The 15,202-nt window shown below is 44.8% G+C and carries 14 protein-coding genes and 2 tRNA genes; 2 read left to right on the top strand and 14 right to left on the bottom strand.

Annotated features, from left to right (window positions below):
* Positions 1 to 60: 60 nt before the first annotated feature.
* The 13 genes from rpsO to rlmE all read right to left on the bottom strand — a co-directional run bounded on the left by rpsO (position 61) and on the right by rlmE (position 12,620).
* Positions 61 to 330: a 30S ribosomal protein S15 gene (gene rpsO / locus R7044_RS13690; RefSeq protein WP_005380094.1), complete on the bottom strand. Its 270-nt coding sequence runs from the start codon at positions 328 to 330 to the stop codon at positions 61 to 63.
* Between the two features lie 141 nt (positions 331 to 471).
* A complete protein-coding gene (truB, locus tag R7044_RS13685) occupies positions 472 to 1,425 on the bottom strand; it encodes a tRNA pseudouridine(55) synthase TruB (RefSeq protein ID WP_017820421.1) in 954 nt (317 codons plus the stop codon).
* Positions 1,425 to 1,820, bottom strand: coding sequence for a 30S ribosome-binding factor RbfA (gene rbfA / locus R7044_RS13680; RefSeq protein WP_005380087.1), 396 nt, complete (start codon positions 1,818 to 1,820; stop codon positions 1,425 to 1,427). Before rbfA ends, truB begins: the two co-directional genes overlap by 1 nt.
* Before the next feature lie 114 nt (positions 1,821 to 1,934).
* On the bottom strand, positions 1,935 to 4,646 hold the full coding sequence (gene infB, locus R7044_RS13675) for a translation initiation factor IF-2 (RefSeq protein WP_005380086.1): 2,712 nt from the start codon (positions 4,644 to 4,646) through the stop codon (positions 1,935 to 1,937).
* Between the two features lie 22 nt (positions 4,647 to 4,668).
* A complete protein-coding gene (nusA, locus tag R7044_RS13670) occupies positions 4,669 to 6,156 on the bottom strand; it encodes a transcription termination factor NusA (protein ID WP_005380084.1) in 1,488 nt (495 codons plus the stop codon).
* A 36-nt stretch (positions 6,157 to 6,192) separates the two neighbouring features.
* Positions 6,193 to 6,648, bottom strand: coding sequence for a ribosome maturation factor RimP (rimP, locus tag R7044_RS13665; protein ID WP_005386424.1), 456 nt, complete (start codon positions 6,646 to 6,648; stop codon positions 6,193 to 6,195).
* A gap of 225 nt (positions 6,649 to 6,873) precedes the next feature.
* Positions 6,874 to 6,950: transfer RNA gene (locus R7044_RS13660), tRNA-Met, on the bottom strand.
* Between the two features lie 56 nt (positions 6,951 to 7,006).
* Positions 7,007 to 7,090: transfer RNA gene (locus R7044_RS13655), tRNA-Leu, on the bottom strand.
* 16 nt (positions 7,091 to 7,106) lie between these two features.
* The gene (secG, locus tag R7044_RS13650; RefSeq protein ID WP_005380080.1) at positions 7,107 to 7,445 is read right to left on the bottom strand and encodes a preprotein translocase subunit SecG; all 339 of its coding nucleotides are present in this window, start codon (positions 7,443 to 7,445) and stop codon (positions 7,107 to 7,109) included.
* 220 nt (positions 7,446 to 7,665) lie between these two features.
* Complete coding sequence (glmM, locus tag R7044_RS13645) at positions 7,666 to 9,006, bottom strand: phosphoglucosamine mutase (RefSeq protein ID WP_005388992.1); 1,341 nt, start codon at positions 9,004 to 9,006, stop codon at positions 7,666 to 7,668.
* 19 nt (positions 9,007 to 9,025) lie between these two features.
* On the bottom strand, positions 9,026 to 9,856 hold the full coding sequence (folP, locus tag R7044_RS13640) for a dihydropteroate synthase (protein ID WP_017820419.1): 831 nt from the start codon (positions 9,854 to 9,856) through the stop codon (positions 9,026 to 9,028).
* Positions 9,857 to 9,908: 52 nt separating this feature from the next.
* Complete coding sequence (ftsH, locus tag R7044_RS13635) at positions 9,909 to 11,882, bottom strand: ATP-dependent zinc metalloprotease FtsH (RefSeq protein WP_017635895.1); 1,974 nt, start codon at positions 11,880 to 11,882, stop codon at positions 9,909 to 9,911.
* A gap of 108 nt (positions 11,883 to 11,990) precedes the next feature.
* Positions 11,991 to 12,620 carry a 23S rRNA (uridine(2552)-2'-O)-methyltransferase RlmE gene (rlmE, locus tag R7044_RS13630; RefSeq protein WP_104975562.1) on the bottom strand — a complete coding sequence of 210 codons (630 nt, stop codon included), beginning with the start codon at positions 12,618 to 12,620 and terminating at the stop codon, positions 11,991 to 11,993.
* A gap of 138 nt (positions 12,621 to 12,758) precedes the next feature.
* Here rlmE and yhbY point away from each other — a divergent pair, with 138 nt between their 5' ends.
* On the top strand, positions 12,759 to 13,055 hold the full coding sequence (gene yhbY, locus R7044_RS13625) for a ribosome assembly RNA-binding protein YhbY (protein WP_005380066.1): 297 nt from the start codon (positions 12,759 to 12,761) through the stop codon (positions 13,053 to 13,055).
* Positions 13,056 to 13,139: 84 nt separating this feature from the next.
* Here yhbY and greA read toward each other — a convergent pair whose 3' ends face one another.
* Entirely contained in the window at positions 13,140 to 13,613 is a 474-nt protein-coding gene (greA, locus tag R7044_RS13620) for a transcription elongation factor GreA (protein WP_005380065.1), read from the bottom strand.
* Positions 13,614 to 14,158: 545 nt separating this feature from the next.
* On the opposite strand from greA, the gene R7044_RS13615 reads away from it, so the two are divergent.
* The gene (locus tag R7044_RS13615) at positions 14,159 to 15,181 is read left to right on the top strand and encodes a porin (RefSeq protein WP_005380064.1); all 1,023 of its coding nucleotides are present in this window, start codon (positions 14,159 to 14,161) and stop codon (positions 15,179 to 15,181) included.
* Positions 15,182 to 15,202 lie beyond the last annotated feature (21 nt).

Genomic DNA, 15,202 nt, shown 5'->3' with positions numbered 1-15,202 from the left:
TTAGGCAACAAAAAAGGGGCATAAAGCCCCTTTTTAGACAAACTGCTATGCAGTCGCTGATTAGCGACGTAGGCCTAGACGTTTGATTAGGTCTTGGTAGCGAGCTAGGTTTTTACCTTTTAGGTAATCTAGAAGCTTACGACGACGAGAAACCATGCGTAGAAGACCACGACGGCTGTGGTGATCGCCTTTGTGCGCTTTGAAGTGACCTTGTAGGTGGTTGATAGAAGCTGTAAGTAGAGCTACTTGAACTTCTGGTGAACCAGTGTCGCCTTCGCCTTGTGCGTATTCTGCAACGATTGCTGCTTTAGTTTCTGCATTCAGAGACATAATTCTCTCCTAATAAGAGTAGGTTTAAAGTTGTAGCAGCCAATCTCTGATTCAGCCGCTACGCGAAGCGAGGATTATAGGGAAATTTCCTATCTCGTGCAATATAAAAATACCGACACTCAGGTCGGTATTTTCAATCATTTACTTGGATGCAACGTCATCTCGGAACACGACCAATCGCTTAGGAGCGATTTTGCCATCTTCGTTCATTTCGCCAACGCCAATAAATAAGCGTTCTTCACCCATAGTAAGGCGAAGTGAGCCCTCTGTCGGAGCACCAAATACTTGAACGGGCTGCCCATGTTGGACCATATCCGCCAGTTCAGGCACCAAGTTGACTTCTGGTAAGTCTTCTACCGCTGTATCCATTGGCAAAAGTAGCGGGTCCAGTAGTTCTCGAGGCGCTCGTTCCTCGCGGTGAGCTTGCTCTAGCAACTCATTTAGTTGCTCAAGTGTTACCATATTCTCGTAAGGGTATTTAGCCACACCAGTACGACGAAGCATAGTTACGTGCGCACCACAACCTAACATTTCGCCCAGATCATCAACGATAGTACGAATATAGGTACCTTTAGAGCAGTGCACTTCCATCTCTACTTCATCGCCTTCAAAACGGTGAAGAACAATCTCATATACCGTGATCTTACGAGATTCACGCGGAACTTCGATGCCTTTACGAGCGTATTCATACAAGGGTTTACCTTGATACTTCAACGCAGAGAACATGGAAGGCACTTGATCAGATTCACCACGGAACTGATCGATGCACGCTTCTAGCTTGTCTAACGTAACATCGACTGGACGCGTCTCTACAACTTCACCATCCGAGTCAGACGTATTGGTACGTTCACCCAGCTTTGCGATCACGCGGTAGCGTTTATCAGAATCAAGAAGAAACTGAGAAAATTTTGTCGCTTCACCCAAGCAAATTGGCAGCATGCCTGTCGCTAATGGGTCCAAGGCTCCAGTGTGGCCTGCTTTCTCGGCAAAGTAGATTCGCTTTACTTTTTGCAGTGCATCATTGGAAGAGATACCTGTTGGTTTGTCCAACAGTATAACGCCATTAATTGGACGACCTTTACGACGACGAGCCATTATTCTTCGTCCTCACGACCAGAATCTTTTTGCTTTTGTTTGTCTGAACTAACGACTTCAGACACTAGGTTAGACATACGCATACCTTCAACAAGCGTATTGTCATAGTGGAAGCGGATTTCTGGCGTTAAACGTAGACGAATACGCTTACCTAACATCATGCGAATGTGCACTTCGTGCTCACGTAGCGCTGCTAGACATGATTCAGGTGTTTGCTCACCCACACATAGGAAGGTCACAAATACTTTTGCGTAAGCTAGGTCACGAGAGACTTCTACGTCTGAGATCGTCACCATGCCAAGGCGAGAGTCACGAACTTCACGTTGAAGGATCATCGCTAGTTCTTTTTGCAGCTGCTGTGCAACGCGCTGCGTGCGGCTAAATTCTTTTGACATATCTTTACTCTTATATAGAAAGAATGGGGGGTTGGTCAAAGCCAGCCCCCCATGGTGTATTCAACAACCAATTACTACTTATCTTTCAAAGACAATATTAGTAATTTTAGTCAATTAGTCTAGAGTACGTTTAATTTCAACGATTTCGAAGACTTCGATTTGGTCACCAACGCGAACATCATTGTAGTTCTTAACGCCGATACCACATTCGTAGCCATTCTTAACTTCTTGAACGTCATCTTTGAAACGACGCAGTGACTCTAGTTCACCTTCGTAAATAACAACGTTATCACGTAGTACACGGATTGGGTTGTTACGCTTGATCACACCTTCTGTAACCATACAACCAGCGATAGCGCCCAGTTTCGGTGACTTAAACACGTCACGAACTTCAGCAAGACCAATGATCTCTTGCTTGAATTCTGGAGCAAGCATACCGCCCATTGCTTGTTTCACTTCGTCAATCAATTGGTAAATGATTGAGTAGTAACGTAAGTCAACAGCTGCGGCTTCAACAGCACGACGAGCAGAAGCATCTGCACGAACGTTAAAGCCAAGGATGATTGCGTTTGAAGCTTCCGCTAGTACTACGTCAGTTTCCGTAATACCACCAACACCAGAACCAACGATGTTCACTTTAACTTCGTCAGTAGATAGCTTAACTAGTGAGTCTGCGATTGCTTCTACAGAACCTTGAACGTCTGCTTTAAGTACAACGTTAAGTTCAGCAACTTCACCAGCAGTCATGTTAGAGAACATGTTCTCTAGTTTAGATTTCTGCTGACGAGCAAGTTTCACTTCACGGAACTTACCAGCACGGTAGTTAGCTACTTCACGCGCTTTACGCTCGTCACGAACTACTGTTGCTTCATCACCTGAAGATGGTACACCTGAAAGACCTAGGATCTCTACAGGGATAGATGGGCCAGCCGAAGTAATTTCTTTACCTAGCTCATCACGCATTGCACGAACACGGCCGTATTCTTGACCACAAAGAACGATGTCGCCTTTGTTTAGTGTACCTGATTGAACAAGTACTGTTGCAACTGGACCACGACCTTTATCTAGGCGAGATTCAACAACAACACCAGATGCCATGCCTTCAGCTACAGCTGTAAGTTCAAGAACTTCAGACTGAAGAAGGATTGCTTCTAGAAGACCATCGATGTTTGTACCCTGTTTAGCAGAGATGTGAACGAACATGTTCTCACCGCCCCACTCTTCAGGAATAACGTCGTATTGAGCAAGCTCGTTCTTAACGTTATCTGGGTTCGCGTCTTCTTTATCGATCTTGTTCACAGCAACAATTAGAGGAACGCCTGCCGCTTTCGCGTGCTGAATCGCTTCTACTGTTTGTGGCATTACGCCATCGTCTGCTGCAACTACAAGAACAACGATATCTGTCGCTTGAGCACCACGAGCACGCATTGCAGTAAACGCTGCGTGTCCAGGAGTATCAAGGAACGTGATCATGCCGTTGTCTGTTTCAACGTGGTACGCACCAATGTGCTGAGTAATACCACCCGCTTCGCCAGAAGCAACGTGTGTGCGACGGATGTAGTCAAGTGTTGACGTTTTACCGTGGTCAACGTGACCCATGATAGTAACAACTGGAGCACGTGGAACTGCTTCCGCGTTAGTGTCACGGTCAGATAGTACCGCTTCTTCCAGTTCGTTCTCTTTACGAAGAACTACTTTATGGCCCATTTCTTCAGCAACAAGTTGTGCTGTTTCTTGGTCGATCACTTGGTTGATAGTCGCCATAGCGCCCATCTTCATCATTACTTTGATAACTTCTGTCGCTTTAACCGACATCTTGTTAGCAAGTTCTGATAGAACGATCGTTTCGCCAATTACAACGTCTTGCTTAGCAACCGTTGCTGACTTATCAAACCCGTGCTGCATTGAAGTCGGCTTAGCAAGTTTGCCCTTACGACCTCTACCGCCACGTTGGTTGTTACGGCCACCGCGAGCTTGGTCGTCTTTACCCGAAGCTGCTTTTTTCTTCTTACGACGACCGCCTTCTACTTTGCGATCTGCTTCATCTTCGGCTTCACGTGCGTATTGTGAAGTCGTTACATGGTAATCTGTATCTTCCATATCACCCTTTTTCTCTTCTGCAGCAGACCAACGCTCTTTATTCTTTTCAGCCAATTCGCGAGCTTCTTCAAGCTTGCGCTGACTTTCCTCTTCAGCCTTACGCTTAGCTTCTTCTTCCTGACGACGTTTAAGCTCGTCGGCCTCTTTTCGCGCTGCTTCTTGCTTAATTTTCTCTTCAGCATCACGCTTTGCTTTTTCTTCAGCATTACGTTGTGCATTCGTATCTACGTCTCGCTTCGCTTTTTCTTCAGCTTCACGTTTCGCTTTTTCTTCCGCTTCACGTTTTGCAGCTTCTTCAGCTTCACGTTTCGCAGCTTCTTCAGCTTCACGTTTTGCAGCTTCTTCTGCTGCACGTTTTGCTGCTTCTTCTGCTTCACGTTGTGCTGCTTCTTCAGCTTCACGTTTCGCTTCATCTTCAATTGTGCTGCGCTTCACGTATGTACGTTTTTTGCGCACCTCAACCTGAACATTCTTACTCTTACCACCACCCGCGTTCACACTAAGTGTACTACGAGTTTTACGCTGAAGCGTAAGGCGAGTCGGCTCTGAATCACCTGATTTATCACCGTGTTCTTTCTTTAAATGAGAGAGAAGCTTCTGCTTCTCTTCATCAGTAACATTGTCAGAGCTCGCCTTTTTAATGCCAGCGTCAGCAAGTTGTTCAATCAAGCGGTCGACTGGCGTACCAATCTCATCACTCAGTGCTTTAACTGTTAATTGTGTCATGCCGCTTCCTCCTTGCCGAAAATTATGCTTCTTCGCCGAACCAACAGATGTTACGTGCGGCCATAATTAGCTCACCTGCACGTTCTTCGGTCAGGCCTTCGATACCTTCTAAATCGTCAATACCTTGGTCAGCAAGATCTTCCAGTGTCGCTACACCTTTCGCTGCCAATTTAAATGCCATCTCACGCTCAAGACCTTCAAGTGCAAGTAGGTCCTCAGCTGGTTCTAGACCTTCAAAAGACTCTTCTTGTGCTAGTGCGATCGTCGTTAGTGCATCTTTTGCACGTCCACGAAGCTCTTCGATTAGTTCTTCATTCAAACCATCGATTTCTAGTAGCTCGTTAACTGGCACGTATGCGATTTCTTCTAGCGTTGAGAAACCTTCTTCAACAAGAAGTTGAGCGAAGTCTTCTTCAATATCTAGGTACTTCATGAAGTTTTCAATAGATGCTTGTGATTCTTCAGCGTGTTTCTTCTGAAGATCAGCAACTGTCATAACATTCAGTTCCCAACCTGTTAGTTGAGATGCTAGACGCACGTTTTGACCGTTACGACCGATAGCTTGCGCTAGGTTGTCAGCTTCAACTGCGATGTCCATTGAGTGTGCATCCTCATCAACGATGATAGAAGCAACATCAGCTGGCGCCATTGCGTTGATAACGAATTGAGCTGGGTTATCATCCCAAAGCACAATATCGATACGCTCCCCACCAAGTTCGCCAGAAACAGCTTGTACACGTGCACCACGCATACCAACACACGCACCTACAGGGTCGATACGTTTGTCATTTGTTTTGACAGCGATCTTAGCGCGAGAACCAGGATCACGTGCCGCGCCTTTCAACTCGATAATATCTTCTGCGATTTCAGGCACTTCAACACGGAACAGTTCTGCCAACATTTCTGGCTTAGAACGAGTGATGAACAATTGGAAACCACGTGCTTCAGGCGCGACTTTGTAAAGAAGGCCACGTACACGGTCGCCTGGACGGAAGTTTTCACGAGGAAGTTGGTCATCACGCAGGATTACCGCTTCAGCGTTATTACCAAGATCAAGCACGATTGTGTCACGGTTTACTTTTTTCACGACACCAGTGATTAGATCACCTTCATTGTCGATGAACTGTTCAACGATTTGTGCGCGCTCAGCTTCACGAACTTTTTGTACGATAACTTGCTTAGCAGTTTGAGTCGTAATACGGTCAAACGTTACTGATTCGATTTCGTCTTCTACGTAGTCGCCAAGCTCGATTGAGTCATCTTCGTATTGCGCTGCTTCTAGTGAGATCTCTTTTGTAGGGTTCTCAACGTCATCAACAACTAACCAACGGCGGTAAGTTACAAACTCACCGGTTTTACGGTCAATGGCAACACGTACGTCGATTTCGATTTCGTATTTTTTCTTTGTAGAAGTTGCTAGAGCAATCTCAAGAGCCTCAAAGATACGCTCACGAGGTACCGCTTTTTCGTTCGATACCGCTTCTGCTACCGCTAAAATTTCTTTACTCATTGTATTTAGCCTCTAAGCTTAAACTTTTTTAGGGAACTAAAATTTAGGGATCAGGTTAGCTTTGGAAATGTTACTTAGAGCAAACTCTTCTTGCTGACCGTCTACAGTAATTGTCACTGTTTCGCCATCAACACCGTGGATAATACCTTTCCACTTACGACGGTTTGCTACAGCCATTTTCAATACGATGCTGACCTCGTGACCAATAAATTGCTCGTAATGTGCTGCTTTAAAAAGTGGTCTTTCTAAACCTGGAGAAGACACTTCTAGGCTGTAAGCAACAGAAATTGGATCTTCAACGTCTAAAACTGCACTAACTTGGTGGCTAACTTCTGCACAGTCGTCTACGTTAATACCATTTTCATGGTCAATGTAGATACGTAACGTTGAGTGCGCGCCTGCACGAATGAATTCTAATCCAACTAACTCATAACCTGATGCCGCTACTGGCGCGTCAAGCATTTCAGTAAGTTGTCTTTCTAAACCAGTCATTTAACCACTCCAGAAACAAAAAAAGGGCTCAGAGCCCAATCAAAAAACCAAGCAGTATCTGAGCTATTTCAAAAAGCTCAGATAACAAAAAACCCCGATAGTCGGGGTTTTATGCTGCTGGACCCTGATACGTTAAGAATAGCCAACAATTGCTTTTCTTAACTCGTAGTGTGGTTAGCACTACGCAAACTTGCCAATCTACGATTTCCTTTTAAAGAAAGAGATTGGTTGCGGGGGCCGGATTTGAACCGACGACCTTCGGGTTATGAGCCCGACGAGCTACCAAGCTGCTCCACCCCGCGTCCGACTTGCTGAGCATTATACTCGCAAACAAGTGATTTACAAGTTTGTAAATACATGGTGCCGAGAGAGGGACTCGAACCCTCACACCTAAGGCACTAGCACCTCATGCTAGCGTGTCTACCAATTTCACCATCTCGGCATCAAAACCTTACAGCTTATTGAGGAATTTCATCACCCGCTGGGGCAGGAACTTCACTCGCTGCATCCTTAACTTGTTCAACAACTGGTTGACCTAACGTTGGGTCTACCCATTGTGATTCAGTCTGGTGCGTAGACATACGACCAAGTAACAAGCTAACGATAAAGAATACGGTTGCTAAAATAGCAGTTGTTCGGGTTAAGAAATTACCTGAGCCGCCAGCACCAAACACTGTGTTTGAAGCACCAGCACCGAACGAGGCTCCCATATCTGCGCCTTTACCTTGTTGAATCAACACAAGGCCAATCACACCAAGCGCTGCCAACAGGTAAATCACAAGTAGAACTGAAAACATTTTTTCCACCTATGTTCCAAATTGTTGAGCCAGCGCCGTTCAAAAGAATAAATCATTATGAACAAGGCTAGCGACCTCCTAACGGGAGGCGGAGCAATACTAGCGAAAGCCAGTAACGCTGACAAGGGAAAATTAGTAAAAAATCAATGCCAATGCGTTAAGCGCTCAAAAAAAGGGCAAAAGATGCCCTTTTCATTCAAGACATGCTTTAACGCAATGATTAACAACTTGCTTTAACAGCCTCAGCGATTTTCAATGCTGAGTGTTGAACTAGTTCACCATCTTCGCCTTCCACCATAACGCGGATCAAAGGCTCAGTGCCAGACTTACGCAGCAGTACACGCCCTTTATCACCAAGTGTCGCCTCTACTTCAGCGACAGCGTTTAATACAGCTGTAGCTTCAAGAGGGTTACTTTCTCCTGAGAAACGGACATTTTCTAAAACCTGAGGATATAGTGTCATTCCTTGCGATAGTTCATATAAAGACATATCGCTGCCAATTACAGAAGCAAGTACTTGAAGTGCAGCAACAATCGCATCGCCGGTTGTGACTTTATCTAATAAGATCACATGGCCTGAGTTTTCAGCACCAATTTTCCAACCTTTTTCTAGCAGTTGCTCCATGACATAACGGTCACCAACAGCGGCACGTACAAACGGAATGCCTAGCTGCTTTAAACCATTTTCCATACCCAAGTTAGTCATTAGTGTACCAACAACACCACCCTTTAGCTCACCACGACGAAGAGCATCACGAGCGATGATATAAGCAATTTGGTCACCATCAACTTTGTTACCTAGGTGATCGACCATAATGATGCGGTCACCATCACCATCAAATGCGAGACCAAGGTGCGCTTGCTCTTCAACAACACGCTGTTGAAGTGCTCGTACGTCTGTTGCGCCCACTTTTTCATTAATGTTGATGCCGTTAGGCTCTACGCCCATAGCGATAACTTCTGCCCCAAGTTCTTTGAAGACATTTGGAGCGATGTGGTACGTTGCACCGTGCGCACAGTCTACTACGATCTTAAAGTTCGCAAGGCTCAACTCAGATGGGAAAGTACTCTTACAGAATTCGATGTAACGACCAGCTGCATCATTTAGACGGGTTGCTTTACCAAGCTCAGCAGACTCCACACATTCAATTTCTTTATCTAACTCAGCTTCGATCGCCAATTCGATATCGTCAGGTAGCTTAGTACCCTCAGAAGAAAAGAATTTAATTCCGTTGTCGTAATATGGGTTATGTGATGCAGAAATCACAATACCAGCCTCGGCACGGAAAGTCTGAGTTAAATATGCCACAGCTGGAGTTGGCATGGGACCAGTAAATGTTGCTTTAAGTCCCGCAGCTGCAAGGCCTGCCTCTAGTGCAGATTCAAGCATATAACCTGAAATACGTGTATCTTTACCTATGATAACTTTCTTTGTGCCTTGTTTCGCTAGTACACGACCAGCAGCCCAGCCAAGCTTAAGTACGAAGTCTGGAGTGATTGGGTATTGTCCTACTTTACCGCGCACACCGTCAGTACCAAAGTAACGTCTTTCATTCGACATAAACTTTCCTTTATTATATTTAAATATTGTTTTTCGTCATCTCAACAACTTTCATCGCTTCGATTGTCTCTTCAAAGTCATGCACGCGAATGATCTGCGCGCCTTTCATCGCGGCAATCGTAGCACAAACGACACTTGCGTTCGTACACTCTGCCGCTGGCTTGTCTAACAGTTTGAAGATCATGGATTTACGAGACATGCCAGCCAAAATAGGCAGGCCGAATTCATGAAACTTTTCAAGATGAGCAAGCATATGATAATTGTGTTCGATTGTTTTGCCAAAGCCAAACCCAGGATCGAGAATCAGTTGAGATTTATCAATCCCTGCTGCTTCACACGCCGCGATACGTTCTTCTAGAAAAGCCGACACGTCCCCCATTAAATCATCATAATGAGGGTCAACTTGCATGGTCCTAGGCTGACCTTTCATATGCATCAGACAAATTGGAAGGTTTGCTTCTGCTGCGACTTCCAGAGCACCTGGCTCTTGCAGCGAGCGGATGTCATTGATCAAATCAGCCCCAGCATCAATTGCTTGACGCATCACTTCTGCTTTACTGGTGTCAACGGAAATCCACACATCATACTTTTCACGAATGGCTTTGATTACTGGGACAACACGCCTAAGCTCTTCTTCCAAAGACACATCCGGTGCACCAGGTCTTGTCGATTCACCACCAACATCAACAATACTTACACCAGCCTTTATCATTTTATCAACTTGAGCAAGAGCAAGTTCAATTGAGTTGTATTTACCGCCATCCGAAAAGGAATCCGGTGTCACATTTAGAATGGCCATGACATGTGGACGCGAAAGGTCCAAAGATTTGTTATTTGCTGTAATCATCATCATAAACACAAAAACCCCGAGATAACTCGGGGTTTAATATTATCGATACTCTTTATTCAGAGTCTTTCTTTTCAGGCGCTTCGTTAGAAGTTGTTTCAGAAGAGCTAGGCTGTTCTGCATCTTTCGCAGTCTCCGTTGCTTCTTCTTTAACTTCTTGCTTTGCTTGAGGCTTGTCGCTGTCTTCTGGTTTGCTTGCTGAGTTATCACTCCAGCCCGCAGGCTCACGAATTTCAGCTTTGCGCTCCATTAAGTCATCAATCTGGCGAGCATCAATGGTTTCATACTTCATCAGCGCATCTTTCATCGCATGCATGATATCCATGTTCTCTTGAAGAATCTTCTTCGCACGATCGTAGTTGCGGTCAATGATCTGACGAACTTCGTCATCAATCAACTTCGCTGTATCGTCAGACACATGTTTAGTCTGAGTTACACTACGTCCTAAGAACACTTCGCCTTCGTCTTCTGCATACAGCAGAGGACCAAGCTTTTCAGAGAAACCCCATTGAGTAACCATCTTACGAGCAATATCTGTTGCGCGCTCGATATCATTAGAAGCACCGGTTGATACTTTGTCAGCACCGTAGATAAGTTCTTCTGCTAAACGACCACCGTACAAGCTAGAAATCATTGATTCTAGGTGTTGGCGAGACATGCTCACGCGGTCCTGCTCTGGAAGGTACATTGTTACACCCAACGCACGACCACGTGGAATGATAGACACTTTGTACACTGGATCGTGTTCAGGAACCAAGCGACCAACAATCGCGTGACCCGCTTCGTGGTATGCGGTTGACTCTTTCACTTCCTCAGACATCACCATTGAACGGCGCTCAGCACCCATCATGATTTTGTCTTTCGCCAGTTCAAACTCAACCATAGAAACGTTGCGCTTGTTACCGCGCGCAGCAAACAGGGCTGCTTCGTTAACTAAGTTTGCTAGGTCAGCACCAGAGAAGCCTGGAGTACCACGTGCGATGAGAGAAGGCTCTACATCACCCGCTAGAGGGACCTTACGCATGTGAACTTTTAGGATCTGTTCACGGCCACGTACATCTGGAAGACCAACTACCACTTGACGGTCAAAACGACCAGGACGCAGTAGCGCAGGGTCTAGCACGTCCGGACGGTTAGTCGCAGCGATAACGATAATACCTTCGTTACCTTCGAAACCATCCATCTCAACGAGCATTTGGTTTAGTGTTTGTTCACGTTCATCATGACCACCACCAACACCTGCGCCACGTTGACGGCCTACCGCATCGATCTCATCGATAAAGATGATACAAGGTGCAGCTTTCTTTGCTTGTTCAAACATGTCACGCACACGAGATGCACCAACACCAACGAACATTTCTACGAAATCAGAACCAGAGATAGTAAAGAATGGTACTTTCGCCTCACCGGCAATGGCTTTCGCTAGAAGCGTTTTACCCGTACCAGGAGGACCAACCATTAGAACACCCGTTGGAATCTTACCGCCTAGTTTTTGGAAGCGGCTTGGATCGCGTAGGTAGTCCACCAGTTCTTTCACGTCTTCTTTTGCTTCGTCACAACCAGCAACGTCAGCAAAAGTTGTCTTGATTTGTTCTTCGCTCATCATTCGAGCTTTGCTCTTACCAAAAGACATGGCGCCTTTACCACCGCCGCCTTGCATTTGACGCATGAAGAAAATCCATACACCAATTAGTAAGATCATTGGGAACCAAGAGATGAAGATAGTACCAAGCAAGCTTTGCTCTTCTGGAGGCGTGCCTTGTACTTTCACGTTTTGGTTAATTAGGTCATCTAGAAGCTTTTGGTCATACACTGGCATGTAAGTGACCATTTTGGCACCGCCGCCACGACGAACAAAGCTAATTTCACCGTCTTTAAAAGTTGCTTCTTGAATCTGGCCTTGGCCAACTTCCTGTACAAACGTGGTGTAATCCACGGTTCTGCCATTGCTTTCTCCAGGGCCAAAGCTCTGAAATACCGACATCAATACGACGGCGATAACAAGCCACAGAATTAAATTTTTTGCCATGTCACTCAAGGTGTAAGCCTCTCGATAACTAATTGTAATTAAAGGTAGGGTACTACAGTTCATTAACTGTAGCTATAGTGTTAACACGCTCTCAAGAGAGCAAAATGGTTAACCTTTGTAACCAGTGGCTACGACGAAGACCTCTCGAGAGCGAGCTCGCGATGAGTCTGGTTTTCTAATTTTTACGGCTTTAAACATGTCTCGGACTTCTTTCACATACTGATCGAAGCCTTCCCCTTGGAAAACCTTTACGACAAAGCTACCATTAGGCGCTAGAACTTGTCGACACATATCTAAAGCTAATTCAACTAAATACATAGCGCGAGGTTGATCAACAGAATTGTTTCCCGCGATGTTAGGCGCCATATCAGACATTACTACGTCTACCATGGAAGGTTGGATCCTTTCTAGCAAAGCGTCCAATACCGCATCATCACGAAAGTCGCCTTGTAAAAAGCTAACGCCAGCAATCGGGTCCATAGGAAGCAAGTCACACGCAATGATCTGCCCACTGTCCCCTACTATCTTAGCAGCATATTGAGACCATCCGCCCGGCGCGGCCCCCAAGTCGACGACTGTCATTCCAGGCTTTAACAATTTATCTTTCGTTTGAATCTCATCGATCTTGAAATAAGCACGTGAGCGGTAGCCTTTTTTTCGGGCTTCATTCGCGTATTTATCATCAAAGTGTTCTTTCAACCAACGACCAGAACTAGCCGAATGTTTTTGTTTACTCATTTTAATCCCAACAAGGCACAAATTGGAGCTATTGTTTTAATAGGCGCTACCTATTACTCAATAAATTATAGTCTTCAGCAATAGATGGCGTTAAAATAGCTTTTTTCAACCCTTATTTTAAAGAAAATTGGCCGCGTAATGAACCTAAGCACCAAACAAAAGCAGCACCTTAAAGGCCTAGCTCACAGTTTAAAACCTGTTGTGCTAATGGGCGCAAATGGACTTACAGAAGCCGTGCTAGCAGAAATTGAAATCGCTCTTAACCATCACGAACTTATCAAAGTAAAAGTTGCTTCGGAAGATCGTGAAACAAAACAGCTAATCATCGACGCTATCGTACGTGAGACGGGCGCTGAAAAAGTTCAGACTATTGGTAAAGTGCTTGTGCTATATCGCCAGTCTGAAGAGCGTAAAATCGAAATCCCTCGTAAGTAACTCTACTTACGTTGCTGAAGAAAAAAGGTCGCCTGAGGCGACCTTTTTGCGTTTTATCAGAGTAGTAATGCTACTCCAAACGACTTAGATATATTCTACTCGGTCAATTTCGAAGTCTTTCGCGCCACCCGGAGTTTGAATAGCAACTTCATCGCCTTCCATCTTACCAATCAGGCCACGAGCAATAGGTGAGCTCACTGAAATGCGACCTGCTTTGATATCGGCTTCGTCATCACCAACGATTTGGTACGTTTTTTCTTCTTCGGTGTCAATATCAATCAAGGTTACGGTTGAACCAAAAATAACTTTACCCGTGTTCTCCATCTTCGTTACATCAATAACTTGAGCAACTGACAGTTTGTATTCAATGTCACGGATTTGTGCTTCACAAATGCCCTGCTCTTCACGAGCGGCGTGATATTCAGCATTCTCTTTTAAATCACCTAGCTCACGAGCTTCAGCAATTGCCTCTGAGATCTGAGGACGTAGTTTAAGTAGACGATCGAGTTCTGCACGTAGCTTTTGCTCGCCACGTAGTGTCATTGGAACTTTTTCCATTTTATAACCTCAAGCCCAAATGGGTCTTTGGACAAAAAAAGCCCACCCTGTCATAGGACTGGGTAGTGCGCTTAAAGATGTATTTCGTTTAGTGTAAACAAACTCCCGGACGAAATCATCTTAATTCGAAAGACAGCAAGACTATGCCTTTTCGGCATAATGATATAACTCACTTTTAGAGCGGTTCTAGGGCGAATCACCTTCTCAATTTATTGAAAAACAACACTGTTCATTACACCAAAAACCTCAAAAAAGATAAAAACTAATCAATGTCAGACCAATGTCATTGCCAATAATTTCAATCAAAAACAGTAAGTTAAATAAAAACAACGCACAATTGAACAGTGTTCATCAGTGGGATTTATATCATTTTACTAACTCATACGGAAACTTTAGCAGTAAAACATGTCCAGCGAGTTGTTAGATCAATGGCTTACAAGTGCGAACTATATCGCTCAATTAGCCAATTTTGGACCAACAACTTGTGAGAGATCACCTCTCCCCCATACAACAATGATTATGGACAGCTAACTAGGACAAATAAGATGAAAAAGACTCTAATTGCTCTTTCTGTATCTGCAGCAGCTATGGCAACTGGCGTAAACGCAGCTGAACTTTACAACCAAGACGGTACTTCTCTAGAAATGGGCGGCCGTGCTGAAGCACGTCTATCTATGAAAGATGGCGACGCTCAAGACAAATCTCGCATCCGTCTAAACTTCCTTGGTAAACAAGAAATCAATGACAACCTATACGGTGTTGGTTTCTGGGAAGGTGAATTTGAGACTGCTCAAAACGGTACTGTAGACGGCGACGACAAGAGCGATCTAGAAACTCGTCTTGCTTACGCTGGTCTTGGCGGTGCTTACGGTGAGTTCGCATACGGTAAAACTGAAGGTGCACTAGGCGTTATCACTGACTTCACAGATATCATGGCTTACCACGGTAACTCTGCAGCAGACAAACTAGCTGTATCAGACCGTACAGACAACATGATGGCTTACAAAGGCCAGTTTGAAAACCTAAGCGTAAAAGCAAGCTACCGCTTCGCTGATCGTATGGAAAACAAAAACACTGGTGAGTACTACGACAACAAACAAGACGGTTACTCTCTATCTGCAATCTACGCTCTAGCTGACACTGGTCTTGAGCTAGGTGCTGGTTACGCAGATCAAGACAAAGCTAACGAGTACATGCTAGCTGCATCTTACACAATGTCTGATCTTTACTTCGCTGGTGTATTCACTGACGGCGAGAAAATGGAAGATTCAAACAACAGTAACACAGTTGATTACACTGGTTACGAGCTAGCGGGTGCTTACACTCTAGGCCAAACAGTATTTACAACATCATACAACAATGCAGAAACTAACAACGAAACTTCTGCAAACAACTTCGCTGTTGATGCTTCTTACTACTTCAAGCCTAACTTCCGTGGTTACATTTCTTACAACTTCAACCTGATTGATGCAGGTGACAAGTTTGGTTCAACTGACACGAGCAAAACAGTTGCAACTAAGATCGATGCTGAAGACGAGCTAGCTCTAGGTCTACGTTACGACTTCTAATTCCGGTCTTTGACTAGAATA

It is taken from the genome of Vibrio sp. 1402, from assembly GCF_033340275.1.
Note: the sequence above shows the minus strand (reverse complement) of the source record. Positions and strands in the feature narration are given on the sequence as shown.